The organism is Pantoea sp. RIT413 (assembly GCF_003057675.2).
Lineage (GTDB): Bacteria > Pseudomonadota > Gammaproteobacteria > Enterobacterales > Enterobacteriaceae > Pantoea > Pantoea eucrina.
This window is the reverse complement of the sequence record NZ_QBJB02000008.1, coordinates 42,706-68,678: the sequence shown is the minus strand read 5'-3', so window position 1 is coordinate 68,678 and position 25,973 is coordinate 42,706. Positions and strand designations below refer to the sequence as shown.

The window sequence follows — 25,973 nt, the reverse complement described above, 5'->3', positions numbered from 1 at the left end:
AATGCAAACAGCAGACCCGAAGGTCTGCCGCTCAGAAAAGGTGGAGCCTAACTCAACGTTACGTCCGGTGCTTGATAACGCTGCAATGCAGACGATTATCGGTCAGGTGGACGGCAGGCTCCGTTTGGTGCGTCATTCAGGGTTCTGTGAGCTCTGCCGTAAATTACGGGGCAATCACAGACAGGCGAATGAGCCACGTCCTGATTATAGCAACTATCGTGCCACTTTTTAAAACTCTTTATTTATCAGAGTGACGCCATAGCCGCGCTGCGCCCGGCAGGTAGCCGTGAGCTGCTGACCGCATAAAAGTGTCTCTGCTTAGCGACGCATTTAGCCTGGATTTTTCCGATTAATATAAATCAAAGAGTTAAGTGTCTCCAGAAAGAGACAGTGCGGCAGGCAATTTGTCAGAATTGAGCGACAGTCGTCTGCGTCAGATAAAAAAACCGCCCTTTACTGCGGCGGCTTTTTTTTACTGCTTACAGGCACCTGCTATAAAACGCAGATCAGCCCAGCTGCTTACGCGCATTACGGAAAATGCGCATCCACGGGCTGTCTTCGCCCCACTCTGCCGGATGCCAGGAGTTGCTGACGGTACGGAAGACGCGCTCCGGATGCGGCATCATGATCGTAACGCGACCGCTTTCGTTGGTGACCGCCGTGATACCGTTTGGCGAGCCGTTCGGGTTAGCCGGATAGCTTTCGGTCACTTTACCGAAGTTATCCGTGAAGCGCAGTGCCACCAGGCCTTTTGCTTCCAGCGCCGCCAGATGGGCGCCGTCGCGCACTTCAACAAAGCCTTCACCGTGTGATACCGCAATCGGCATGCGTGAACCTGCCATCCCCTCCAGCAGCAGCGACGGACTGGCCGCCACTTCCACCAGGCTGAAACGCGCTTCAAAGCGCTCAGACTGATTGCGGACAAAACGCGGCCACAGCTCGCTGCCGGGGATCACTTCGCGCAGGTTTGACATCATCTGGCAGCCGTTGCAGACACCCAGCGCCAGCGTCTGCGGACGATGGAAGAAGTTTTCAAACTCGTCGCGCACGCGCCCGTTAAACAGAATCGATTTTGCCCAGCCTTCGCCGGCACCCAGTACGTCGCCGTAAGAGAAACCGCCGCACGCCACCAGCGCATGGAACTCCTCCAGGCCGCGACGTCCCGCCAGCAGATCGCTCATGTGTACATCCACGGCGGTAAAGCCGGCGCGATGGAACGCTGCTGCCATCTCAACGTGTGAGTTAACGCCCTGCTCACGCAGCACGGCGATGCGCGGGCGCACGCCGGTGGCGATCATCGGCGCAGCCACATCTTCTTCCGGCCGGAAGGTCAGCTGAGCGTTCAGACCCGGATCGCTGTCGTTTTGCTTCGCCTCATGCTCCTGATCGGCACAGGCCGGATTATCACGCAGGCGCTGCATCTGCCAGGTGGTTTCGGCCCACCAGGTACGCAGCGTCGTGCGGCTTTCGCTGTAGACCGGATGCTCGCCGGCGCGGATCACAAAGCGGTCGCCCGGCAGCGCCTTGCCAATCACATGCAGCGCGCTGCGCAGACCGTGGTCAGCAAATACCTTCTCTACCGCTGCCAGATCGGCCGCGTTGATCTGCAGCACCGCGCCCAGCTCTTCGGTGAACAGCGCCGCCAGCGCATCGCTGCCCAGCGCGGCGATATCCGCCTCGATACCGCAGTGGCCGGTAAAGGCCATCTCCGCCAGCGTCACCAGCAGCCCGCCGTCGGAACGGTCGTGGTAGGCCAGCAGCTTCTGTTCGCTGACCAGCGTCTGGATAGCGTTGAAGAAGCCTGCCAGCTGTGCGGCATCGCGCACGTCAGCCGGCTTATCGCCCAGCTGACGATAGACCTGCGACAGCGCGGTTGCGCCCAGCGTATTGGCACCGTTGCCGAGGTCCACCAGCAGCAGCAGGTTATCCTGCTCCGCCTGCAGCTGCGGCGTTGCGGTACGCCGGACATCTTCCACGCGCGCAAACGCGGTGATCACCAGCGAGAGCGGCGACGTCATTTCACGCTCTTCATTGCCCTGCTGCCAGCGGGTTTTCATCGACATTGAGTCTTTGCCGACCGGGATAGTGATCCCCAGCGCCGGGCAGAGTTCTTCGCCAACGGCTTTTACCGCTTCGTAAAGGCCGGCATCCTCACCCGGATGTCCGGCTGCTGCCATCCAGTTCGCAGAAAGCTTCACGCGCTTCAGTGAACCAATCGCGGTAGCGGCCAGGTTAGTGAGCGCTTCGCCTACCGCCAGACGCCCGGAGGCGGCAAAATCGAGCAGCGCGACCGGGGCGCGTTCGCCCAGGGCGAAAGCCTCGCCGTGATAGCTGTCGAGGCTGGCCGTGGTCACGGCGCAGTTTGCCACCGGGATCTGCCACGGTCCCACCATCTGATCGCGCGCCACCATGCCGGTCACGGAACGGTCGCCGATGGTGATAAGAAACGTTTTCTCAGCCACCGCAGGCAGATGCAGCACGCGGTTAACCGCATCCGCAACCGTGATGCCGTTACGCTGCAGCGCGTCGCCTTTTGCCTGCTGCCGCGTGACGTCGCGCGTCATTTTTGGCGTTTTGCCCAGCAGAACATCCAGCGGCATGTCGATAGGCTTGTTGTCAAAATGGCTGTCGCTCAGCGAGAGGTGCTGCTCTTCAGTCGCCTCGCCAATTACCGCGTAAGGGGCGCGCTCGCGCTGGCACAGCTCATCAAACAGCGCCAGCTTCTCTGGCGCAACGGCCAGCACATAGCGCTCCTGCGACTCGTTACACCACACTTCCAGCGGGCTCATGCCCGGCTCATCGCTAAGAATGTCACGCAGATTGAAGTTACCACCGCGCCCGCCATCGCTGACCAGCTCAGGCATGGCGTTAGAGAGACCGCCTGCGCCGACGTCGTGAATAAACAGAATCGGGTTGGCTTCGCCCAGCTGCCAGCAGCGGTCGATCACTTCCTGGCAGCGGCGCTCCATTTCCGGGTTGTCGCGCTGCACTGAGGCAAAATCGAGGTCGGCATCGGACTGACCGGAGGCCATGGATGAGGCCGCACCGCCGCCGAGGCCGATATTCATCGCCGGCCCGCCCAGCACAATCAGTTTGGCGCCCACGACGATCTCGCCTTTCTGCACGTGATCCGCACGAATATTGCCAATACCGCCTGCCAGCATGATCGGCTTATGGTAGCCGCGCAGTTCAACGCCGTTGTGGCTGTTAACCTGCTCTTCATAGGTGCGGAAGTAACCGTTCAGCGCCGGACGGCCAAATTCATTGTTAAACGCTGCGCCGCCCAGCGGGCCTTCGGTCATGATATCCAGTGCGGTAACAATACGATCCGGCTTGCCGAAATCCTCTTCCCACGGCTGCTCAAAGCCCGGAATGCGCAGATTGGAAACGGAAAAGCCGGTCAGACCCGCTTTCGGTTTGGCGCCACGCCCGGTTGCGCCTTCATCGCGGATTTCACCACCTGAACCGGTGGCGGCACCCGGCCAGGGAGAGATAGCGGTTGGATGGTTATGCGTCTCTACCTTCATCAGAATATGCGCGGCTTCCTGATGAAAAGCGTACTCGCCCTGCTGCGCATCAGCGTAGAAGCGGCCAACTTCCGAGCCTTCCATCACGGCAGCGTTATCTTTATAGGCTGACAGTACGTGATCGGGATGCTGCTCAAACGTATTTTTGATCATCTTAAACAGCGATTTGGGCTGTTTTTCGCCATCGATGATCCAGTCAGCGTTGAAAATTTTGTGGCGACAGTGCTCTGAGTTCGCCTGCGCGAACATATAGAGTTCAATGTCGTTGGGGTTGCGACCCAGACGGGTAAAGGCATCCAGCAGGTAATCTATTTCGTCATCCGCCAGCGCCAGGCCCAGCGTGCTATTCGCCTGCTCCAGCGCCTGACGTCCGGTTCCCAGCACGTCAACGCTCTGCAGCGGCTGCGGCGCGTGATGAGCAAACAGCTGCTCTGCCGTCTGCAGATCGCTGAATACGCACTCCATCATGCGATCGTGCAGCAGGCCAGCCAGCTGCTGCCACTGCGTTTCTGTCAGCTGCGGCGCCTGAACATAGAACGCCAGGCCGCGCTCCAGGCGCTTAACCTGCGGCAGATCGCAGTTGTGAGCAATGTCCGTGGCTTTCGATGACCAGGGAGAGATAGTGCCGGGACGCGGCGTAACCAGCAGCAGACGCCCTTGAGGCGCATGTTCAGCGAGAGAAGGGCCATATTTCAGCAGACGCTGCAGGCGGGCGTGTTCATCCGCGCTGAGCGGTGCGGCAACATCAGCAAAATGGACATACTCGGCGTAAATATCACTCACCGGCAGATGAGCGTTCTGAAAGCGGGTCAGCAGTTTGTTTACACGAAATGCTGACAGAGCGGGCGAACCACGCAGAATTTCCATCATTAAAGATCTCTCGTCTTCGAAGCGCCGGGCGACGCTTCATTGGGCGCAACAGGGAAAACGGGCGGTATTATAGAGAAAGCGCGCGGGTAACGAAACCGTTTGCGCAGAAAAACTGCCATACGGGATTTGCCTGAATTTTGCGCAAAACTTGCTATATGAGTTGCCCTGTTTCGCTTTGTTGCGCAAAATGCCCCTCGCTCTGGGAGTAAAAAACAATACCAATACTGCCTTTAAAGGACAGAGGCCTGTGAGCCATTAAGAGACAACCATTTGAAACGCCTAAAATTAAATTATCTGTTTATCGGTCTGATCACCGTGCTGCTGGCGCTGGCGCTGTGGCCGGCAATCCCCTGGTACGGGGGCGATCGGGACGCGCTGACAGCGATCAAATCACGCGGTGTGTTGCGCATCAGCACCGTCAATTCGCCACTGACCTATTACACCGTCAATCAGGCACCGGCTGGCATGGATTACGAGCTGGCAAAGCGCTTTGCAGACTACCTCGGCGTCAGGCTGGAAGTCACTGTGCGACCCAGCCTGGGCGATCTGTTTGACGATCTCGATGACGGAAAAGCCGATCTGCTCGCCGCCGGGCTTATCTATAACAGTGAGCGTCTGGCGCACTATCAGGCCGGTCCCAGCTACTATTCGGTGTCGCAGCAGCTGGTTTACCGTATCGATAAGCCGCGTCCGCGCACGCTGGGCGACCTGAAAGGCCGTCTGGTGGTGCAGTCCGGCTCAGCCTATCTCTCCACGCTGCGGGCAGAAAAAGCCAACAGCTATCCCGATCTCGACTGGGCTATCGCCACCGATCAGGGACAGAAAGCGCTGCTGGAGGCGGTGGCTGACGGCAAGCTTGACTACACGGTAGGCGACTCGGTGACCGTGGGCCTGCTGCAGCGTATTCATCCGCAGCTGGCGGTAGCCTTTGATATTACCGATGAAGAGCCAGTGACCTGGTATCTGCCGCGCAATGCTGACAGCAGCCTCAACGCGGCCATGCTCGATTTCTACAGCCAGATGGGTGAAGAAGGCACCATGGCGCGGCTGGAGGAGAAGTATCTCGGTCACGTTGGCACGTTTGATTATGTTGATACCCGCACCTTCCTGCGCGCAATTGACAATACGCTGCCGGATATCAAACCGCTGTTTGAGAAATATGCGGCGAGCATGGACTGGCGCCTGCTGGCGGCGATCTCCTATCAGGAGTCGCACTGGAATCCGCAGGCGACCTCGCCCACCGGCGTGCGCGGCATGATGATGCTGACGCGCAACACGGCGGATAGTCTTAACGTTGATGACCGGCTCGATCCGGAGCAGAGCATTCGCGGCGGCAGTGAGTATCTGCAGCGCATGATGGATAAAGTGCCGGCGAGCGTGCCTGATGACGAGCGCATCTGGTTTGCGCTGGCAGCTTACAATATGGGATATGCGCACATGCTCGACGTGCGCCGGCTGACGGCAAAACAGGGCGGTAACCCTGACAGCTGGGCGGATGTAAAACTGCGTCTGCCGATGCTCAGCCAGAAGCGCTACTATGCGCAAACCGCCTACGGCTATGCGCGCGGGCATGAAGCGTATAACTACGTGGAGAATATCCGCAAGTATCAGCTAAGTCTGGTGGGCTATCTGCAGGAGCAGGAGCGCCGCCTGGCGCAGCGTTCAGCGCTGGAAGCGGAGCTGGGCGCCGGCTATCCGGCGGTTGAGCCTAAAATTGCCATGAACTAATCTGCGCGCTGTGCCTGACGCAGCGCGCGCTTCTGCTCGCGTCGCATACGAAAAAAGTCGCTCAGCATGCCGGCGCACTCCTCCGCCAGCACGCCGCAGGCGATCTCAATCTGATGATTCATCCCCGGGTGCCCCAGCACATCCAGCAGCGAACCGGCCGCGCCGGTTTTAATATCTTTCGCGCCGTAGACCAGGCGGGTAATGCGGCTGTGAACCATGGCGCCGGCGCACATGACGCACGGCTCCAGCGTGACATAGAGCGTGGTATCCAGCAGGCGATAGTTATCCAGCACTTTGCCGCCCTGGCGCAGCGCCATGATCTCCGCGTGTGCGGTGGGATCGCACTGGCCAATCGGCCGGTTCCAGCCCTCGCCTATGACTTTATCTCCCTGCACCAGCACGGCTCCGACCGGCACCTCACCCTGCTCCCGGGCACGCTGCGCCAGCTGCAGCGCATAACGCATCCAGTATTCATCAGTTTGTGGCTTCACCGGGTAACTCCTGCAGAATCAAAAGGCGGCGCATTATAGACAAAAACGCCGCGCGATTCACTCCAGCTGCTGCAGTTCACCGCGCGGCGTTACGCGCCAGCGATGCTGGCAGAAAAACAGCAGCGGGTTATCCTGCTTGCTGTCGCTATAGCCGCTGTAGAGCTGCAGCGGCGTGCCAATCTGCTCTTCCAGCTGCGCAACCTTTTCGTGGCCCAGGCAGCGCATCGCCAGCACGCGTCCGCCGCGTCCTGGCCGCATCTGGCTGGCAATCAGTTTCACACGCGGCAGAAAAGCGGAGTCAAAATAGACCTGCTCCACCAGCGACTGTGGTGAGCCGGTAATCAGCCACACATCGGCATCGTTGCTCTGCAGGTAATCGGTCAGGCGCTGCTGCACCACCGGAAACGCCACTACCCGCTCGCGGAACCACTGCGCAAACTCCGCTTCACGCGCGCGCAGGCGCGTTTCGCTGTGCCCGAACGTGATTGCCCAGAGCAGCAGACTCATTGGCCAGCGCGCTGCCCGGCCCTTAATCAGCAGCCCGAGGCCAATAACCGGCAGCAGCGGAACCACCAGCAGCAGATTCAGCGGCTGCCGGCGCAGTAAAAAGCGCATAAAGGTGCCAAACATATCCTGCTGATGCAGCGTGCCATCCAGGTCGAAAAATACGACGCGACGTTGCGAGTCCTGTGTCAAACCCCTCTCCTTTTTTAAATCAGTTGCTGCTCTACAGTGTAGCCAGCAACCGCGCTTAGCGAAGCTGTGATTTTTAATTCCGCTAGCTACAAAGCCCACTGAATAGTTTATTCTTGGTGTCATGGAATATTGACTATTGCTGCGCATGCTGCGGAGACGTTAGCCGCGCCATGCTATAAAACCGGGAGTAAGGATCGACCATGAGTTCACTGCTGCGAATCCGTCAGCTCTATCCCCGGCTGGCGCTGAATGAGCGCCGGCTGGCCGACTTTTTACTGTCACAGCCCGATCGGGCGCGCCATCTCAGCTCGCAGAAGCTGGCTGAAGAGGCGGGCGTCAGCCAGTCGAGCGTGGTGAAATTTGCGCAGAAGCTGGGTTATAAAGGCTTTCCTGCACTGAAGCTGGCGCTGAGTGAATCGCTGGCGGATCGCGATGCGATCACCGTGCATAATCATATCCTCAGTGACGATCCGCTGAAGATCGTGGGAGAGAAGCTGCTGACGGAGAAGATCTCCGCGATCCGCGCCACGCTGGATATTAACAGCGAAGAGAAGCTGATGGAGACGCTGCATCTGCTGAAGAATGCCAACCGCATTCTGCTGGTGGGTATCGGGGCATCCGGTCTGGTGGCGAAAGATTTCTCCTGGAAACTGATGAAAATCGGTATTAACGCGGTGGCAGAGCAGGATATGCACGCCCTGCTCGCCAGCGTTCAGGCGATGGCGCCGGGCGATGTCCTGCTGGCCATCTCCTACACCGGCGAACGACGCGAAATCAATCTGGCGGCACAGGAAGCAGCCGCTATCGGCGCGGATGTGGTGGCCTTTACCGGTTTTACGCCAAATGCGCTGCAGCAGTGCGCGTCAATCTGCCTTTATACCGTTGCAGAGGAGCAGAGCACGCGCAGCGCGGCAATCTCCTCAACCAGCGCCCAGCTGGCCCTGACAGATTTGCTGTTTATGGCGCTGGTGCAGCACGATCCGGAGCGGGCATCGAGCCACATTCGCCACAGCGAAGCGCTGGTGAAAAAGCTGATATAAGCGTTAAACCAGCTTATAATGACCGCGTTTTTAATGAGGATTAACGGACGTGAAGAATGGCGTTACTGATTACGGCGAAATGTATTAACTGCGACATGTGTGAGCCGGAGTGTCCCAATCAGGCTATCGCGCTGGGTGAGGCGATATATGAAATCGATCCGGCGCGCTGCACCGAGTGCGTGGGGCATTATGAAACGCCAACCTGTCAGAGCGTCTGTCCTATCGACAATACGATTATCAGCGACCCGCAGCGCGCCGAAAGCCGCGACGCGCTGTGGGAGAAATTCGTACAGCTCTGGCCGCACTGAGCGCGTAACGCTCAGTCCTCGATGATCACCGTGGCACAGGCGTAGTGGCGCTCATCAGCCAGCGTCACGTGCACGCGCTGCACGCCAAGCCGTTCAGCAATGATGCTCGCCTGCTCAAAAAAGCGCAGACCCGGTTTTCCCAGCGCATCGTTGAACACCTCAAACTGATTAAACGCCAGTCCGCCGCGGATCCCGGTGCCAAAGGCTTTGGCCGCCGCCTCTTTCACGGCGAAGCGCTTGGCAAGGAAACGCACCGGCTGCTGATGCGCCTGATACTGCTGCCACTCCGCGTCACTCAGTACGCGGCGCGCCAGGCGATCGCCGGAACGTTCGATAACGCCAGCGATGCGCTCAATTTCCACGATATCGCTGCCGAGGCCGAGAATCGCCATCAGCGCCGCGCTTCCCGCATCAGCTGCTTCATTTCGCTTACCGCATCCGCCAGCCCGCTGAAGAGCGCGCGGCCGATAATGGCATGGCCGATATTCAGCTCATGCATCTCCGGCAGCGCCGCAATTGGCTGCACATTGTGATAAGTCAGTCCGTGGCCGGCATTGACCTTCAGCCCGAGAGAGGCGGCGTAGCGCGCTGCTTCGCGAATACGCATCAGCTCGGCATCACGCGCCTGCCCTTCCGGCGCTTCGGCGTATGCGCCGGTATGAATTTCGATATAAGGCGCGCCGCTGGCAACCGCTGCGTCAATCTGCCGGCGGTCGGCATCGATAAACAGTGACACCAGTATGCCCGCCTCTGACAGCTGCTGTACCGCTGCGCTGACGCTCGCCTGCTGGCCCGCCACGTCCAGGCCGCCCTCCGTGGTGACCTCCTGACGCTTCTCCGGCACCAGGCAGACAAAGTGCGGCCGGATGTCACAGGCGATAGCGCTCATCTCATCCGTGACCGCCATCTCCAGGTTCATTCGCGTCTGAATGGTATCGCGCAGGATACGCACATCGCGATCGGTGATATGCCGGCGGTCTTCACGCAGATGCACGGTAATACCATCAGCGCCCGCCTGCTCGGCCACGAAGGCAGCCTGTACCGGATCGGGATAGTGGGTGCCACGCGCGTTACGTACGGTAGCGATATGATCAATATTGACGCCTAACAGCAACTCAGCCATAACTACGCTTCTCTTTATTTAATGTCAGTGCAGTGTATCGCGACGATACGTTCAGGTGGTCTGACCGCCGCTACGCCTGCGGCGCATCGGGTTTCTTCTTTGGAATAAACTGGCGAAACAGCTCCTGACTCTTCAGCGGTTTGCCGCCGAGATAGGGCTTTAGCGCAATGCGCGTAAAGCGCTTGGCGGCCCGCAGGCTATCGGCATCGGGGAAACTGCGCGCTTCAATGGCGCGCAGCTGGTGACCGGTAAAGCTGCGCTGATTCAGCACCAGGCTGGCGATAAAGCCCTTCTCTTCGCGGTAGCTGTAGGTCATGGCGTCATCGATCGCCTCGCCGCTGCCGGCGCAGTGCAGAAAATCGACGCCGTAGCCGAGATGCCCGAGCAGCGCCAGCTCAAAACGGCGCAGCGCCGGTTCCGGCGAGGCGGTGCCGGCGGCCAGCTCCTGAATACAGTTCAGGTAATCGAAGAAGAGTTCAGAAAAGGGGATCTCCTGCTCCAGCACGCGCGACAGCAGTTCATTGACATAAAGACCGCAGTAGAGCGTGATGCCGCTGAGCGGCAGCGCCAGCGAAACCGCTTCGGCATTACGCAGCGTTTTGACTTCACCGCGTCCGCCCCAGCGGACCAGCAGCGGCGTAAAAGGCTGCAGGGTGCCTTTCAGCTGAGAGCGACGCGAGCGCGCGCCTTTAGCCAGGACGCGAACGCGGCCCTGACTTTCTGTAAAGAGATCGAGCAGCAGGCTGGTTTCGCTGTAGGGGCGACTATGCAGCACAAACGCGCGTTGCCAGCCTTCCATCAGTTACAGATCGTCTGTGTAGCCCAGGCTGCGCAGCGCACGTTCGTCGTCTGCCCAGCCCGATTTAACTTTCACCCAGAGCTCAAGGTGCACTTTGGCTTCAAACATCTCTTCCATGTCACGCCGCGCTTCAATGCCGATGGTTTTGATTTTCGAGCCTTTATTGCCAATTACCATTTTCTTCTGGCCTTCACGCTCTACCAGAATCAGGCCATTGATGTCGTAGCCGCCGCGCTCATTGGCCACAAACTGTTCGATCTCAACGGTCACAGAGTAAGGCAGTTCGGCACCGAGGAAACGCATCAGCTTTTCGCGGATGATCTCCGAAGCCATAAAGCGCTGTGAGCGGTCGGTGATGTAATCTTCCGGGAAGTGGTGCTCCGCCAGCGGCAGACGCTTACGGGCAATCGCTGCGATGGTATCGACGTTTTTGCCATTCTCAGCAGAGATCGGCACGATATCGAGGAAATTCATCTGCTGGCTCAGGAACTGCAGGTGCGGCAGCAGGATACTTTTATCCTGAATGTTATCCACCTTGTTCACCGCCAGAACCACCGGGACTTTGCCGTCGCGCAGCTTGTTGAGCACCATCTCATCATCCGGCGTCCAGCGCGTGCCTTCCACGACGAAAATTACCAGCTCCACGTCGCCAATTGAGCTGCTGGCAGCACGGTTCATCAGGCGGTTGATCGCCCGCTTCTCTTCCATATGCAGCCCGGGTGTATCCACGTAGATCGCCTGATAAGCGCCCTCGGTGTGGATGCCCATAATACGGTGGCGCGTGGTTTGCGGTTTGCGTGAGGTGATCGAGACCTTCTGCCCCAGCAGCTGGTTCAGTAAGGTTGATTTACCGACGTTGGGCCGGCCTACAATCGCGACAAAGCCGCAATAAGTTTCGTGTTCGCTCATTCGGGTCCTGACTTAGTCAGCGCCGGGATGGCGCTGTCGTAAAACAATTTATTCGAGTCCAAGCTTAATTAAAGCCTGTTCGGCGGCAGCCTGTTCCGCTTTGCGGCGGCTGGAGCCTACGCCCACGACCGGATCGGCCATGCCACTCACCTGACAGTGAATGGTGAACTCCTGGTCGTGCGCTTCGCCCCGCACCTGCACCACCAGATAGGAAGGCAGCGGCAGATGGCGACCCTGCAGATACTCCTGCAGGCGCGTTTTGGGATCTTTCTGTTTATCGCCCGGGCTTATCTGCTCCAGACGGTTCAGATACCAGTCGAGAATCAGCTTCTCAACGGTCTGGATATTACTGTCGAGGAAGATGCCGCCAATCAGCGCCTCTACCGTATCCGCAAGGATCGACTCACGACGGAAACCGCCGCTTTTCAGTTCGCCTGGTCCAAGACGCAGGCACTCGCCCAGTTCAAACTCACGCGCCATCTCAGCCAGCGTATTGCCGCGCACCAGCGTGGCGCGCATGCGGCTCATATCGCCTTCGTCCACGCGCGGGAAGCGGTGATAAAGCGCGTTGGCAATTACATAGCTGAGAATTGAATCGCCAAGAAATTCAAGCCGCTCGTTATGCTTGCTGCTGGCGCTGCGGTGTGTCAGGGCCTGCTGCAAAAGTTCCGGATGAGTAAAAGTGTAGCCCAGTTTGCGCTGCAGCTTAGTAATGAGAATGGGGTTCATGCGATTCCAGTTGTTCTGTGCGTCTGTAACTCTGCATACGAAACAGGGCTGATAGCAGCGCGTTCTGTTTCGTGTGCAGTGGCTTCCTGTCAGACAGGAAGCCACCCGTATTTAGTGAATGCCGCCGATACGGCTCAGGCGTACGCCTGTCGGCCACTCACCTTCCTGTTTTTCAAAGCTCATCCAGATAGCGACCGCTTTACCGACCAGATTCTTCTCAGGCACAAAGCCCCAGTAGCGGCTGTCGGCGCTGTTGTCACGGTTATCGCCCATCATGAAATATTGACCCTGCGGCACCACCCAGGTCGCCTGCGGCTGGCCCGGCTGCTGATAGTACATGTTCGCCTGGCTCTGCGCCTCATTCACCAGCAGAATATTGTGCGTCACATCGCCCAGCGTCTCTTTGCGCGTCCCGAGACGCAGGCCACCGCGCAGCGTTTCACCCTGCGGTTTCCGGAAGAAGCCGTTGCCGGTCTCGTTGCCGTCAAAGCCGCTGAACGTCTGGATAAAGTCGCTTGGCTCAATATTGGTATAGGTGACCGGCAGCGCCGTATCACATTTACCGTTACCGCAGCCAGGATTGATAGTCAGCGTTTTACTGAACGGATCAAACACCACTTTATCGCCCGGCAGACCAATCACGCGCTTGATGTAGTCAACGCTGGGATCTTTCGGATATTTAAACACGGCGACATCGCCGCGCTTTGGATGTCCGGTCGGGATCAGCGTGGTCTGCGTAATGGGATCTTTAATACCGTAGGCAAACTTCTCCACCAGAATAAAGTCGCCAATCAGCAGCGTTGGCATCATTGAACCGGAGGGGATCTGAAAGGGTTCAAAAATAAATGAACGTACAATCAGTACCACCGCCAGCACCGGGAATACCGATGCTGCCGTTTCAATCCAGCCTGGCTGCGCAGCCACTTTCGCCAGCGTTTTGCTGTCGAGCGAGTTACCCGCCTGCGCCTGTGCAGCGGCCTGTTTTGCCCGACGCTCAGGTGCCCACTTCACGCGATCGATACACCAGATGATGCCGGTCAGCAGCGTAGCGATAACCAGAATCAGGGCGAACATGTTAGCCATTGTGGTTCCTTATTTGCTGTCTTTACCGACATGCAGAATGGCGAGGAAAGCTTCCTGCGGCAGCTCAACGTTGCCGACCTGCTTCATGCGCTTCTTACCATCTTTCTGTTTCTGCAACAGTTTTTTCTTACGGCTGACGTCACCGCCGTAGCATTTTGCCAGAACGTTTTTGCGCAGCTGCTTCACGGTGGAACGCGCAATGATATGGTTGCCAATCGCCGCCTGAATCGCGATATCAAACTGCTGGCGCGGGATCAGATCTTTCATCTTCTCTACCAGCTCGCGACCGCGGTACTGCGAGTTATCGCGGTGGGTGATCAGCGCCAGGGCATCAACGCGCTCTGCGTTAATTAATACATCCACGCGCACCATGTCTGACGCCTGGAAACGCTTGAAGTTGTAGTCCAGCGACGCATAGCCGCGCGACGTCGATTTCAGACGGTCGAAGAAGTCGAGTACCACTTCAGCCATCGGGATATCGTAGGTGAGCGCGACCTGGTTACCGTGGTAAACCATATTAGTCTGCACGCCACGCTTCTCCACGCACAGGGTAATCACGTTACCCAGATACTCCTGTGGCAGCAGCATGTGACACTCTGCAATCGGCTCACGCAGCTCTTCAATATTGTTGAGCGGCGGCAGCTTGGCCGGGCTGTCGACATATACCACTGCGCCATCGGTGGTTTGCACTTCATACACAACCGTTGGCGCAGTGGTGATCAGATCGAGATCGTACTCGCGCTCCAGGCGCTCCTGAATGATCTCCATATGCAGCAGACCCAGGAAGCCGCAGCGGAAACCAAAACCCAGCGCGGTTGAACTCTCTGGCTCATAGAACAGAGAGGCGTCGTTCAGGCTCAGCTTGCCCAGCGCGTCGCGGAATGACTCATAGTCATCTGAACTCACCGGGAAAAGACCGGCATAAACCTGCGGTTTAACCTTTTTAAAGCCAGGCAGCGCTTTGTCTGCCGGGTTGCGCTGCAGCGTCAGCGTATCGCCCACCGGCGCACCCAGAATGTCTTTGATGGCGCACACCAGCCAGCCCACTTCCCCGCACTTCAGCTCGGTGCGGTCAACCTGTTTGGGTGTGAAGATACCCAGGCGGTCAGCGTTATATACCTGACCGGTACTCATGACTTTGACCTTCTCGCCCTTGCGCAGCGTCCCGTTTTTAATACGGATCAGGGAAACAACGCCAAGGTAGTTATCGAACCAGGAATCGATAATCAGCGCCTGCAGCGGGCCATCCGGATCGCCTTCCGGTGCCGGGATATCGCGCACCAGGCGCTCCAGCACATCCGGTACGCCGATGCCGGTTTTAGCCGAGCAGCGCACGGCATCTACGGCATCGATACCCACGATATCTTCAATCTCTTCGGCTACGCGCTCAGGATCGGCAGCGGGCAGGTCGATCTTATTCAGTACCGGTACCACTTCCAGATCCATTTCCATGGCGGTATAGCAGTTCGCCAGCGTCTGTGCTTCAACGCCCTGTCCTGCATCGACCACCAGCAGCGCCCCTTCACAGGCCGCCAGCGAGCGGGAAACTTCATACGAGAAGTCTACGTGGCCCGGGGTGTCGATAAAATTGAGCTGGTAAGTTTCACCGTCTGGCGCTGTGTAATCGAGCGTGACGCTCTGCGCTTTAATCGTAATACCGCGCTCGCGCTCCAGATCCATGGAATCAAGAACCTGCGCCGCCATCTCACGATCGCTCAGGCCACCACAAATCTGAATCAGACGATCGGAGAGCGTTGATTTGCCGTGGTCAATGTGAGCAATAATAGAGAAATTTCGTATGTGCTTCATTTATATGAATATCTTCACGTAGAGAATCAGTTGAAAACGTGAGCACAGACACATTCAGGCAAGCGATCTTTACCCGGAACCCTGTCGGCCTCATTAATGACGTCGCATATTACACTGTTAACGCCGCGCGTTAAAGAATGGAACCTGTGGGATTTGCAACAGAATTCAGCGGGTAAGCGGAAATGAAAAGGCCGCACAGCAGGCGGCCCAGGCGGCATCAGCTGACATCTTCAACCCGCAGCGCATCAGGCGGAAGCGCAACGCTGAGGATCACCGGCTGAAAGGCTTCGCCTCCGGCGTAGCGGGATGAGACGCCTTTGGCAATGATAAAGCCTCCCACGCCGCCAAGCAGCGCCCCGCAGGCGGCCGCAAGGTCGCTGTGAAACAGCATCTGGAATATACCAGCCACAGCAAACAGGCCAAACAGCGGCGTCATATAGACCAGCAGCGCTGAGCCGAGCAGGCTGCTTTCGCGAATGCCTAACTCAATGCGCTGACCCGGCTGTAGCGGCTCAGCGCTGGGAATGGTCATGACGTGGGCGTTCTTTGGCCCCAGCTTGTTGAGCGCATGGCTGCCGCAGCCTTTACGCGCTGAACAGCTGTTGCAGGAAGTTTTCGCTTCAGAATGCAGCGTGGCAATGCCATCCTGCCATGCCACCACGGTGGCCCACTCTCTCATCATTTTTTTGCCCCTGCATCAATAGCGCTGGCGATTCGTTTCGCGGTTGCAGGCGGTAATTCGCCCACCACGGTGATCTCCTGATTATCGCGCACAACGGTCTGCACCGTACGACGTCCCGTGCGCAATTGCTGAGGCACGCTATTTTTATCGGCAGGCGCTATGTTGATGGCAAAACTAAACAGCCCGTCGCTGTAGAGACGCGATTCAACGGTTTTGTTCATAGCGGGTATCGCGCGACGGCTTTGCGAAATCAGCTTCATGCCCGCCGGTATCCAGCCAGGCTGCCAGCTGAGTTCCACTTTGTCGCCCGCCGGCAGTGAGAGCGACGGCGGCAGATTGGCTTTCTCAAGCCCCTGCATCAGATTGCGCACGCCCTCATCGACGGCAAAGCTGATAACGCGGAACTGCTCCAGCGTTTCACCATCGCGATCCAGCAAATCGATTCGCAGCGGCAGTTTGGTATCCACGTCCAGCCAGACTACATAGCTGTAGCGGGTACCGTCACGGGAGACGATACGCACAACTTCGCACATCTGGTCAGCCATACGCGACCGCCCTACCGGTACAAAGTCATACGCCTGACCGAGTCGGGAAAAATCAGCAAACATCAGCGAGGGCAGCGCGTCAATAATATGGTTGCCCGGCAGTGAAAACGGATCCAGCCCGGGTTCAAAATAGCTGATGTCGTTACCGCGCTGGATCACTTCACGGCGCGGACCATCCATCTGCAGCAGCTGCGCAAAGACGCGCTTATCCACCACGGCGTGACGATAGCGCAGAGACTCAATGCCCAGTCGTGAGACATTAATATACGCAAATTCATAATTGAGATTTTGAGTCGCCTGCTCCATCTGCTGTAACAACGCCCCGGAAGACGACGTCTGTGCCGGGGCGGTTGATGTCCAGAGCAGGCTGCCGGCCATAAGGCTAACGGCGCACCAGAGCTGCTTCATTACTGCTGTTGAGTTCCTAACGACTGCGTTCCGGGAACGATGGCCTGCGCCTGCTGCGGTACGCTGTTTTCAAACTGTACCTGATCGGCATGCAGACGGCGCTGCAGTTCATAATCCTGCAGCATGGCGTTAACGCGACGCCGCTGATCCTGAACCTGCTGATTTGAACTGTTGGTCTCAAAGGCATCAGACGGTACGCCCAGGCTTACCGGTGATGCTTTACCCATCATCGGCAGCGTATTAAACGCCGGAGCATCTGAGGATTCTGCTGCCCCACCGGCAGAAGAGCCGTTGTAATGCTGCACGCCAACAATGACCGCCAGTGATACGCAGGCGGCTACGCCAATTTGCGTGACTGATGCCACCCAGCTGCCACCGCGACGCCAGAACGGCATTTTTTGCCAGCGTGCCGGTTCCGGCTGCGCTTCAGGGATCAGCGGTGTTGCCGCAGGGCGCAGCGGTTCATTTTCGATGGCTGCGGCCACGCGGGCGGAGATATCAAAATGCAGCACTTCGCCTACATCCCCGCGAAGGGTGTCGCGAATAAGATGGTAGCTCTCCCAGCTTTTCTGAAGTTCGACATCCTTTGACAACGAGGACAACAGCTCGCTGTCTAACGTTTCACCATCCATTAAAGCGGAAAGTTTTTCTTTCTGCATGCCTTGGTACCCTTTCAGTAGCCGCTATCACTAACGTTGGATAAGCGGTTGAACTTTGTTATCAATGGCTTCCCGGGCACGAAATATGCGCGATCGGACAGTACCAACCGGGCAATCCATAATGGCAGCGATCTCTTCATAGCTCAGACCATCCAGCTCCCGGAGCGTGATAGCCATACGGAGATCTTCAGGAAGTGACTCAATTGTCCGAAAAACAATTTGTTTCAGTTCGTCAGACAACATTAAGTTCTCAGGGTTCGATATTTCTTTTAACGCGCCCGCACTTTCGAAGTTTTCTGCATCAATTGCATCTACGTCGCTGGAAGGCGGACGACGGCCCTGAGCCACCAGATAATTTTTTGCCGTGTTTACCGCGATGCGGTAAAGCCACGTGTAAAAAGCGCTATCCCCGCGGAACGACTCCAGCGCGCGATAGGCTTTGATAAATGATTCCTGTACCACATCGGGCACGTCACCCGAAGGGACATAGCGTGAAACCAGGCTCGCCACTTTATGCTGGTATCGGACTACCAGTAAGTTAAAGGACTTTTGATCTCCTTTCTGAACCCGCTCAACGAGAACCTGATCCGTTAACTGCTCGCTCATCCGAGGTAATGTCTCCCCAAAACTCTTTTATGCGTAAGTGGACTGCCAGCACATCTCATACCCGTGAGCAAGCATGCGCTTTGAGTTCTGTTCTGGCCTGAAGTTCACTACGACCTGTTTTTTCGTCGCGGCATTGCAACCCGTTATGACGTAGCGGCTGACCCGCTTTCAATGGCTTATGCAGTGCCGATCGGTGCTGGCAGAGTAGCGTAAGGCGATCTCTTTTTCATCTTTATTACTCTTCTTTTCAGCATAGCTGACGGCAGCGCGCAAAATTCGCTAAGTTGCAACACGATGCAGCAGGGATCCTGCGATCGTAACGGCAGATCGCGTCGGCGATTGCCGCGCTGTGCCGGAAAATAATCAGCGAAAAAGATAGAAGTCTGTTACCAGGCTCAGCCAGTCAGCGGAGTAGCTTTTGTCTTCATTACGGATCGCCAGCCGCTCCTGTATCAGCTCACCGGCAGAAGGTGAAAAGCCCAGTACCAGCCGGTTAGGCGGCCGATGTGCATAAGGCGCGACGTCGTAGCGCAGCCGCAGATGCCAGCCATCGGCGCGGGCGAGCTGCACCAGCGCCTCGCCGCTATCCACCGGCAGCACCACGCAAAACAGCCCCTCTTCTTCGATAAGCTGTGCCGCGCACTGCAGCAGTGTGGCATGATCGAGCGTAGCAGTACTGCGTGCCGCGTCTCGCGCGACGCTGGATGAGGCCATGCCGGGCACAAAAAAAGGCGGATTGCTGACGATCAGCGAGTAGCGCTTTTCGCACTGTTTACTCCAGTTAAGGATATCGGCCTGGTGCACGCTGATACGGACGCCCCACGGCGACGCCTGCACATTCTCCTGCGCCTGCGCGGCGGCTTCGCTATCAAGCTCGACCGCATCCAGCGTAACCTGTTGCGGCGTGCGCTGCGCCAGCATCAGGGCGATAAGCCCGCTGCCGCAGCCAATATCCAGAATACGCCGTGCCCCGGCCACCGGCGCCCACGCCCCCAGCAGCACGCCATCCGTGCCAACCTTCATTGCACAGCGATCGTGTGCGACAAAAAATTGTTTAAACGTAAACCCATCTTTTCTTAATGTCGCCCGTGCTGGCGGCTGGTACTGAGACATGCTTTCGGCCATTGAATTGTTATCTGGCGAGAGTGTAACGTGGTCGCACAATGAATTCATCTGCGCCTGATGAACACAAACAGATGAAGATTGCGGCCGATCTGTCTATAATCAGCGCCCCAAACTGAGGTAGAACATGACAGTAACCACATTCTCCGAACTCGAACTCGACGAAAGCCTGCTGGATGCCCTGCAGGAAAAAGGCTTCACGCGCCCGACGGCCATTCAGGCTGAAGCCATTCCTGCCGCGCTGGAAGGCCGTGACGTGTTAGGTTCGGCACCCACCGGAACGGGGAAAACCGCCGCCTATCTGCTGCCCGCATTACAGCATCTGCTGGACTTCCCGCGTAAGAAGTCGGGTCCGCCGCGTATCCTGATCCTCACCCCTACCCGCGAACTGGCGATGCAGGTGGCCGATCAGGCGCGTGAGCTGGCGAAGCATACCCATCTGGATATCGCCACCATCACCGGCGGCGTTGCCTATATGAACCACGCTGAAGTCTTCAGCGAAAATCAGGATATTGTGGTGGCGACCACCGGCCGCCTGCTGCAGTACATCAAAGAAGAGAACTTTGACTGCCGCGCGGTAGAAACACTGATTCTCGATGAGGCGGACCGCATGGTCGATATGGGCTTTGCCCAGGATATCGAGACCATCGCCGGTGAGACGCGCTGGCGCAAACAGACGCTGCTCTTCTCCGCCACGCTGGAAGGCGAGCACATCAAAGATTTTGCTGAACGCCTGCTCAACGATCCGGTCGCGATTGAAGCCGACCCGAGCAAAAGCGAACGCAAACGCATTCAGCAGTGGTACTACCGTGCTGATAACCTTGAGCACAAGACCAAACTGCTGGTGCACCTGTTAAAGCAGCCGGAAGTGAAGCGTGCGATTGTGTTTGTGCGCAAGCGTGAACGTCTGCACGAGCTGGTGACCTGGATGCATGAAGCGGGCCTGCGCAGCAGCTACCTCGAAGGGGAGATGGTACAGGCGAACCGTAATGAAGCGATTAAACGCATCAACGATGGTCGCGTCAATGTGCTGGTTGCCACTGACGTTGCGGCGCGCGGTATCGATATTGATGACGTGACTCACGTGATCAACTTTGACCTGCCGCGTACGGCAGATACCTATCTGCACCGCATTGGCCGTACCGGCCGCGCCGGACGCAAAGGGATCGCTATCTCGCTGGTTGAGGCGCACGATCACGTTCTGCTGGGTAAAATCAGCCGCTACGTTAATGAGCCGCTGAAATCGCGCGTGATTGATGAGCTGCGCCCTGAGTCGCGTGCGCCGAGTGCTAAAGTCACCGGAAAGCCGTCGAAAAAGGCGCTTGCCAAACGCAAAGAGAAGAAAGAGAAAGAAGACGAAAAGCCGCGCGTGAAAAAACGCCATCGTGACACCAAAAACGTGGGTAAACGCCGCAAGCCAAGCGGATCAACCACGCCGGAGTCAGGTGCGGAATAAAACGTCACTGCAGTAAAAAAAGCGCCTGAACCGGCGCTTTTTTTTTACATTCAGCTGGCCTTAAGGGCCACTGACAGGCGGGTCAGCGCGAACGCCGGTAAATGTCGCATTTTAATCAACGCATGCGTTCCGGACCGCTTCCGCACTGGCCTGCAGCATGAGCAACTTTTCATCGCTGCTTCAGTTACAGGCTCTCTGTAAAGGTACGGGTGATCACATCGCGCTGCTGCTCTGGCGTCAGGGCATTAAACCGTACGGCATAACCGGATACGCGAATGGTCAGCTGTGGATACTTTTCGGGATGCTTAACCGCATCTTCCAGCGTTTCCCGCTGCAGTACATTGACGTTAAGATGTTGTCCGCCCTCAATGCGCACCTGCGGTTTCTGCTCCAGGGGCACTTCACGGTATGCCATCTCGCCCAGCTCGCTCAGGGCAACCACCTGATCCTCCTCATAGAGGCCTCTGGCGCACAGACAGCGCGCCTGTCCCGCCTCTTCATCCAGCAGCCAGAATGAGTTCAGCAGTAGCGGGTTATGGGTTTGGGTAATTTGAATGCCGGTAATCATAGCGATCTCCAGAAAGGGGCGTTCTGTCTCTGAACGCCGTTGACAGATAGACAGGCTGGTATATCACCGGGACGCCGCCGGTGCCTTGACCTGCATCAAGCTGAAACGGCGGGGTTAATCCTTCTGCTCCCGCGCTGAAGCAGCTAAGCTAAGGAAAACTATCGTCAGGAGTTAACCATGAGTGACAAGCTGACCTGGCACGATGTGCTGGCAGATGAAAAAGAGAAGCCCTATTTCAAAGAGACGCTGCAGGCGGTTGCGCAGCAGCGGGCGGCGGGCGTGACCGTTTATCCGCCACAGAAAGATGTGTTTAACGCGTTTAAACTGACCGAACTGGGCGATATCAAAGTGGTGATCCTTGGTCAGGACCCTTATCACGGGCCGAATCAGGCTCACGGCCTGGCATTTTCAGTGCTGCCCGGCGTAGCCATCCCGCCCTCTCTGCTTAACATGTACAAAGAGCTGGAACAGGATATTGAGGGTTTTCAGCGGCCGCAGCACGGTTTTCTGGAGAGCTGGGCCACCCAGGGGGTAATGCTGCTGAATACGGTACTGACCGTTGAGGCGGGCAAAGCACACTCGCACGCGCGGCTTGGCTGGGAGACGTTTACTGACCGGGTGATCGATGCCATCAATACGCACCGTGAGGGCGTGGTTTTTCTGCTGTGGGGATCGCACGCGCAGAAGAAAGGCAGCATCATTGATGCGCAGCGTCATCATGTGCTGAAAGCTCCCCATCCTTCTCCGCTCTCAGCGCATCGCGGCTTTTTTGGCTGCCGGCACTTCTCGCAGACCAACGCACTGCTCAGCCAGGCGGGAGAAACGCCGATCGACTGGACGCCAGTCCTCCCCTGAAACAACAACGGCCGCGTCAGGCGGCCGTTGTGATGCACTACTCTGCTCAGGCTTTGGCTTTAGAGACCGCCACCATGGCCGGACGCAGCAGGCGACCATTCAGGGTATAGCCACGCTGCATTACCATCAGTACATGGTTCGGCTCAACCTCATCCGATTCCATCATCGACATCGCCTGATGCAGATCCGGGTTAAACGGCACGTGGGTGTCGCCCACCACTTCAACGCCAAACTTGCGCACCGCGCCCAGCAGGGATTTCAGCGTCAGCTCGATGCCTTCAATCATTGAGGCGAGCCCGGTGTTCTCTTTATCAGCCACTTCCAGCGCGCGTTCCAGGCTATCAATCACTGGCAGCAGCTCGTTTGCAAATTTTTCCAGCGCAAATTTATGCGCTTTTTCGACATCCATTTCTGCACGGCGACGGATGTTTTCAATTTCCGCCTGCGCACGCAGCTGCGCTTCGCGCACGCCGCCCTGCGCCTGGGTCAGCTCCGCTTCCAGTTGCGCAATGCGCTCATCACGCGGATCCACCTCAGTTGCTGTCTCCGCGTCCGCCGGCTGTTGATCCTGTTGAATTTCGTCTGAGACTTGCTCGTTTGGGGTGTTCTGTTCTTTACTACTCATGAATTTCTCCGCGTTTTGCACATTCATTTCGCTGGTTGGCTTATTATGGGGATCAGTTTGACGGTTTCAAGTGAACCCATCACATTGCCAGGCCGTTTTGGCTTATGAGGAATACCCGCCACATGAACACACACTTTAGCTGCATCGGAATCGTGGGTCATCCGCGCCATCCTACCGCGTTAACCACCCATGAGATGCTCTGGCGCTGGCTGACCGATAAGGGATATGAGGTGATTGTCGAACAGCAGATTGCGCGCGAGCTGAGCTTAACCGATGTAAAGACCGGCACGCTGGCGGAAATAGGCCAGCAGGCCGATCTGGCCGTGGTGGTTGGCGGCGATGGCAATATGCTGGGCGCGGCCAGGGTGCTGGCACGCTATGACATTAAAGTGATTGGCATCAACCGTGGCAATCTGGGCTTCCTGACCGACCTCGATCCGGATAACGCGCAGCAGCAGCTGGATGATGTTCTTCAGGGCGACTACTTTGTGGAGAGTCGCTTTCTGCTTGAGGCGCAGGTCTGCCGCGATACCTGCTCACCGCGCATTGGCAGCGCCATCAATGAAGTGGTGCTCCATCCTGGCAAAGTGGCGCATATGATTGAGTTTGAGGTCTATATTGACGAAGTGTTCGCCTTTTCGCAGCGTTCAGATGGCCTGATTATCTCCACCCCTACCGGCTCCACCGCCTACTCTCTCTCCGCAGGCGGACCTATTCTTACCCCTTCGCTTGATGCGATTGTGCTGGTGCCGATGTTCCCGCACACGCTGTCGTCGCGCCCGCTGGTTATCAACAGCAACAGTACGATTCGCCTGCGTTTCTCCTCGCTGCGCAGCGATCTGGAGATCAGCTGTGACAGCCAGATTGCCCTGCCGATTCAGGAGGGTGAAGATGTGCTGATCCGGCGCAGCAGCAGCCACCTTAATCTTATTCATCCTAAAAACTATAACTACTTCAACACATTAAGCTCAAAACTCGGCTGGTCGAAAAAATTGTTCTAGAAATCAGTGCTGGCTACTTTACTGGTTAAAAAACCAGTTTATACTGTACGAAAAACCATATCTGTTTTTCTATACAGGTGATTGTATGCTGGCACAACTGACCATCAGTAACTTCGCAATCGTTCGTGAGCTCGAGATCGACTTTCATCGCGGTATGACAGCGATCACCGGTGAGACCGGCGCAGGTAAATCTATTGCCATTGATGCGCTGGGCCTCTGCCTTGGCGGACGGGCGGAAGCGGATATGGTGCGTCAGGGCGCAAGCCGGGCTGATATCTGTGCCCGCTTTCAGCTGAAATTATCGCCGTCAGCGCAGCGCTGGCTGGTTGATAATCAGCTGGATGACGGTAATGAGTGCCTGCTGCGTCGCGTTATCAGCGCGGATGGTCGCTCGCGCGGCTTCATCAACGGCACGGCCGTACCGCTCTCACAGCTGCGCGAACTGGGCCAGCTGCTGATTCAGATCCACGGTCAGCACGCGCATCAGCTGCTGCTGAAAACCGATCATCAGAAGCATCTTCTCGATGCTTACGCGGCGCATGACGGGCTGCTGACGGAGATGCGTCAGCACTACCAGCGCTGGCATCACAGCTGCCGTGTGCTGGCGCAGCATCAGCAGCAGTCGCAGGAGCGTGAAGCGCGCCGCGAGCTGCTGCAGTATCAGCTGAAAGAGCTGAACGAGTTTGCTCCGCAGGCGGGTGAATATGAGCAGATTGATGAAGAGTACAAGCGTCTCGCTAACAGCGGACAGCTGCTCTCTACCAGTCAGCAGGCGCTGCATATCCTAGCCGACGGTGAAGATACCAACCTGCAGAGCCTGCTCTACAGCGCCCGCAACATGCTCAGCGAGCTGGTCTCGCTGGATGATAAAGTCAGCGGCGTATTTAACCTGCTGGAAGAAGCGGCGATTCAGCTGAGCGAAGCCAGCGACGAACTGCGTCACTACTGCGAACGTCTCGATCTTGACCCCAATCGCCTTTACGAGCTGGAGCAGCGGCTGTCGCGGCAGATTGCGCTGGCGCGCAAGCATCACGTTGCCCCTGAAGCGCTGCCGGCCCTGCATCAGCAGCTGCTGGAAGAAGCGGAGCTGCTGTCGCAGCAGGAGAGCGATCAGGAGAGCCTGCAGCACGACGTAGTGATGCATCACAAAGCCGCTATTACCTGCGCTGAAACGCTGCATCATCAGCGTGAAAAGTCTGCTCAGGAGCTGTGCGATCTCATTACGCAAAGCATGCGTACTCTGGCGATGCCGCACGGGCAGTTTGCGATTGTGCTGGAGTTCAATCCCGATCAGCTGACGGCCGAAGGTGCCAGCCGCATCGATTTCCGGGTGACAACCAACCCCGGCCAGCCGCTGCAGCCGCTGGGTAAAGTCGCCTCTGGCGGTGAGCTGTCGCGTATCGCGCTCGCTATTCAGGTGATCACCGCGCAGAAGATGGAAACCCCGGCCATGATTTTCGACGAAGTGGATGTCGGTATCAGCGGGCCTACTGCTGCTGTTGTAGGCAAGATGCTGCGTCAGCTGGGTGAGTCGACGCAGGTTATGTGTGTAACGCACCTGCCGCAGGTCGCAGGCTGCGGTCATCAGCACTTCTTTGTCAGCAAAGAGACCGACGGCGCGATGACGGAAACGCATATGCAGCCGCTGGATAAGCGGTCACGCCTGCAGGAGCTGGCACGTCTGCTGGGCGGCAGTGAAGTCACGCGTAATACGCTGGCGAACGCCAAAGAACTTTTAGCAGCCTGATACCGCACTTTTTTCCGGCCTGATGGTCATATGCATGCTCTGTAGAGGTTCCCAACCGGGAAAAGGTCTATTATCATCGGCAGTGATATCGCCATAATAAAAGCCTGCCGCGTGCAGAGTTCAGAATGTAATGGCAACAAAACTGCCTGCTGAAAGGCGTTTGGCCCGAAAAAAGGAATGTACAGATGCGCTTTAAGACGCTGACTGCTGCGGCAGTGGTAATGTTGATGACAACCGCCGGATGTTCCACGCTGGAGCGCGTTGTCTATCGTCCGGATATCAATCAGGGGAATTACCTGGCCGCCAACGATGTCGCCAAGATCCACACCGGCATGACGCAGCAGCAGGTAGCCTATACGCTGGGCACCCCGATGATGCACGATCCCTTTGGCAGCAACGTCTGGTATTACATTTTCCGCCAGGAGCCTGGTCACGAGCGCGTGAAGCAGCAGACGCTGACGCTGACGTTTGATCGCAGCGGTGTCCTGACGAATATTGATAACAAGCCGCGGCTCGCGGGTCAGAAAAACAGTTAAGCTGATGACAGCAAAAAAGGCGCCCGGGGCGCCTTTTTTAATGCTCAACGT

25 protein-coding genes are annotated in these 25,973 nt (G+C 57.3%); 8 read left to right on the top strand and 17 right to left on the bottom strand.

Annotated features, from left to right (window positions below):
• Positions 1-506: 506 nt before the first annotated feature.
• Positions 507-4,397: a phosphoribosylformylglycinamidine synthase gene (purL, locus tag DBY66_RS11935; protein WP_108569436.1), complete on the bottom strand. Its 3,891-nt coding sequence runs from the start codon at positions 4,395-4,397 to the stop codon at positions 507-509.
• Positions 4,398-4,667: 270 nt separating this feature from the next.
• On the opposite strand from purL, the gene mltF reads away from it, so the two are divergent.
• Entirely contained in the window at positions 4,668-6,125 is a 1,458-nt protein-coding gene (gene mltF / locus DBY66_RS11930) for a membrane-bound lytic murein transglycosylase MltF (RefSeq protein ID WP_039379675.1), read from the top strand.
• Here the strand turns inward: mltF and tadA are convergent.
• A complete protein-coding gene (gene tadA, locus DBY66_RS11925; protein ID WP_071667886.1) occupies positions 6,122-6,616 on the bottom strand; it encodes a tRNA adenosine(34) deaminase TadA in 495 nt (164 codons plus the stop codon). The two genes, mltF and tadA, sit on opposite strands and share 4 nt — an antisense overlap.
• Positions 6,617-6,673: 57 nt before the next feature.
• Positions 6,674-7,312, bottom strand: a complete 639-nt coding sequence (gene yfhb / locus DBY66_RS11920; RefSeq protein WP_094112077.1) for a phosphatidylglycerophosphatase C — start codon at positions 7,310-7,312, stop codon at positions 6,674-6,676.
• A gap of 200 nt (positions 7,313-7,512) precedes the next feature.
• Between yfhb and DBY66_RS11915 the strand changes: the two genes are divergently transcribed.
• On the top strand, positions 7,513-8,352 hold the full coding sequence (locus tag DBY66_RS11915) for a MurR/RpiR family transcriptional regulator (protein ID WP_071667885.1): 840 nt from the start codon (positions 7,513-7,515) through the stop codon (positions 8,350-8,352).
• A 56-nt stretch (positions 8,353-8,408) separates the two neighbouring features.
• Positions 8,409-8,660 (top strand): YfhL family 4Fe-4S dicluster ferredoxin, encoded by a 252-nt coding sequence (locus tag DBY66_RS11910; protein ID WP_071667884.1) that lies wholly within the window; start codon positions 8,409-8,411, stop codon positions 8,658-8,660.
• An 11-nt stretch (positions 8,661-8,671) separates the two neighbouring features.
• Here the strand turns inward: DBY66_RS11910 and acpS are convergent, their stop codons facing one another.
• The 12 genes from acpS to DBY66_RS11850 all read right to left on the bottom strand — a co-directional run bounded on the left by acpS (position 8,672) and on the right by DBY66_RS11850 (position 19,125).
• Positions 8,672-9,052 (bottom strand): holo-ACP synthase, encoded by a 381-nt coding sequence (acpS, locus tag DBY66_RS11905; RefSeq protein ID WP_039379688.1) that lies wholly within the window; start codon positions 9,050-9,052, stop codon positions 8,672-8,674.
• On the bottom strand, positions 9,052-9,783 hold the full coding sequence (gene pdxJ, locus DBY66_RS11900) for a pyridoxine 5'-phosphate synthase (RefSeq protein WP_108569435.1): 732 nt from the start codon (positions 9,781-9,783) through the stop codon (positions 9,052-9,054). Before pdxJ ends, acpS begins: the two co-directional genes overlap by 1 nt.
• Before the next feature lie 70 nt (positions 9,784-9,853).
• Positions 9,854-10,582, bottom strand: coding sequence for a DNA repair protein RecO (gene recO / locus DBY66_RS11895; RefSeq protein WP_039379693.1), 729 nt, complete (start codon positions 10,580-10,582; stop codon positions 9,854-9,856).
• A 3-nt stretch (positions 10,583-10,585) separates the two neighbouring features.
• Positions 10,586-11,491 (bottom strand): GTPase Era, encoded by a 906-nt coding sequence (gene era / locus DBY66_RS11890; protein WP_039379695.1) that lies wholly within the window; start codon positions 11,489-11,491, stop codon positions 10,586-10,588.
• A gap of 48 nt (positions 11,492-11,539) precedes the next feature.
• Positions 11,540-12,220 (bottom strand): ribonuclease III, encoded by a 681-nt coding sequence (gene rnc / locus DBY66_RS11885; RefSeq protein WP_039379698.1) that lies wholly within the window; start codon positions 12,218-12,220, stop codon positions 11,540-11,542.
• Between the two features lie 111 nt (positions 12,221-12,331).
• Complete coding sequence (lepB, locus tag DBY66_RS11880; RefSeq protein WP_104085297.1) at positions 12,332-13,303, bottom strand: signal peptidase I; 972 nt, start codon at positions 13,301-13,303, stop codon at positions 12,332-12,334.
• A gap of 9 nt (positions 13,304-13,312) precedes the next feature.
• Positions 13,313-15,112, bottom strand: coding sequence for a translation elongation factor 4 (gene lepA / locus DBY66_RS11875; protein ID WP_108569434.1), 1,800 nt, complete (start codon positions 15,110-15,112; stop codon positions 13,313-13,315).
• 217 nt (positions 15,113-15,329) lie between these two features.
• Positions 15,330-15,794, bottom strand: coding sequence for a SoxR-reducing system protein RseC (gene rseC / locus DBY66_RS11870; protein ID WP_108569433.1), 465 nt, complete (start codon positions 15,792-15,794; stop codon positions 15,330-15,332).
• Entirely contained in the window at positions 15,791-16,747 is a 957-nt protein-coding gene (gene rseB, locus DBY66_RS11865) for a sigma-E factor regulatory protein RseB (RefSeq protein WP_071667883.1), read from the bottom strand. Before rseB ends, rseC begins: the two co-directional genes overlap by 4 nt.
• The gene (gene rseA / locus DBY66_RS11860) at positions 16,747-17,406 is read right to left on the bottom strand and encodes an anti-sigma-E factor RseA (RefSeq protein WP_108569432.1); all 660 of its coding nucleotides are present in this window, start codon (positions 17,404-17,406) and stop codon (positions 16,747-16,749) included. Before rseA ends, rseB begins: the two co-directional genes overlap by 1 nt.
• Before the next feature lie 30 nt (positions 17,407-17,436).
• Complete coding sequence (gene rpoE / locus DBY66_RS11855) at positions 17,437-18,012, bottom strand: RNA polymerase sigma factor RpoE (protein ID WP_039379714.1); 576 nt, start codon at positions 18,010-18,012, stop codon at positions 17,437-17,439.
• 363 nt (positions 18,013-18,375) lie between these two features.
• Positions 18,376-19,125, bottom strand: coding sequence for a tRNA1(Val) (adenine(37)-N6)-methyltransferase (locus DBY66_RS11850; RefSeq protein WP_108569602.1), 750 nt, complete (start codon positions 19,123-19,125; stop codon positions 18,376-18,378).
• A gap of 136 nt (positions 19,126-19,261) precedes the next feature.
• Here DBY66_RS11850 and srmB point away from each other — a divergent pair, with 136 nt between their 5' ends.
• Entirely contained in the window at positions 19,262-20,590 is a 1,329-nt protein-coding gene (srmB, locus tag DBY66_RS11845; protein ID WP_039379716.1) for an ATP-dependent RNA helicase SrmB, read from the top strand.
• A gap of 184 nt (positions 20,591-20,774) precedes the next feature.
• On the opposite strand, the gene grcA is transcribed toward srmB, so the two are convergent.
• The gene (gene grcA / locus DBY66_RS11840; protein ID WP_108569431.1) at positions 20,775-21,158 is read right to left on the bottom strand and encodes an autonomous glycyl radical cofactor GrcA; all 384 of its coding nucleotides are present in this window, start codon (positions 21,156-21,158) and stop codon (positions 20,775-20,777) included.
• Between the two features lie 177 nt (positions 21,159-21,335).
• Between grcA and ung the strand changes: the two genes are divergently transcribed.
• Positions 21,336-22,013: a uracil-DNA glycosylase gene (gene ung, locus DBY66_RS11835; protein WP_071667882.1), complete on the top strand. Its 678-nt coding sequence runs from the start codon at positions 21,336-21,338 to the stop codon at positions 22,011-22,013.
• A 46-nt stretch (positions 22,014-22,059) separates the two neighbouring features.
• On the opposite strand, the gene grpE is transcribed toward ung, so the two are convergent.
• The gene (gene grpE / locus DBY66_RS11830) at positions 22,060-22,638 is read right to left on the bottom strand and encodes a nucleotide exchange factor GrpE (RefSeq protein ID WP_071667881.1); all 579 of its coding nucleotides are present in this window, start codon (positions 22,636-22,638) and stop codon (positions 22,060-22,062) included.
• A 122-nt stretch (positions 22,639-22,760) separates the two neighbouring features.
• Here grpE and nadK point away from each other — a divergent pair, with 122 nt between their 5' ends.
• The 3 genes from nadK to bamE all read left to right on the top strand — a co-directional run bounded on the left by nadK (position 22,761) and on the right by bamE (position 25,922).
• Positions 22,761-23,639, top strand: coding sequence for an NAD(+) kinase (gene nadK / locus DBY66_RS11820; RefSeq protein ID WP_065648649.1), 879 nt, complete (start codon positions 22,761-22,763; stop codon positions 23,637-23,639).
• Positions 23,640-23,724: 85 nt separating this feature from the next.
• A complete protein-coding gene (recN, locus tag DBY66_RS11815; protein WP_108569430.1) occupies positions 23,725-25,386 on the top strand; it encodes a DNA repair protein RecN in 1,662 nt (553 codons plus the stop codon).
• A gap of 185 nt (positions 25,387-25,571) precedes the next feature.
• Positions 25,572-25,922, top strand: a complete 351-nt coding sequence (gene bamE, locus DBY66_RS11810; protein WP_094111713.1) for an outer membrane protein assembly factor BamE — start codon at positions 25,572-25,574, stop codon at positions 25,920-25,922.
• Positions 25,923-25,973 lie beyond the last annotated feature (51 nt).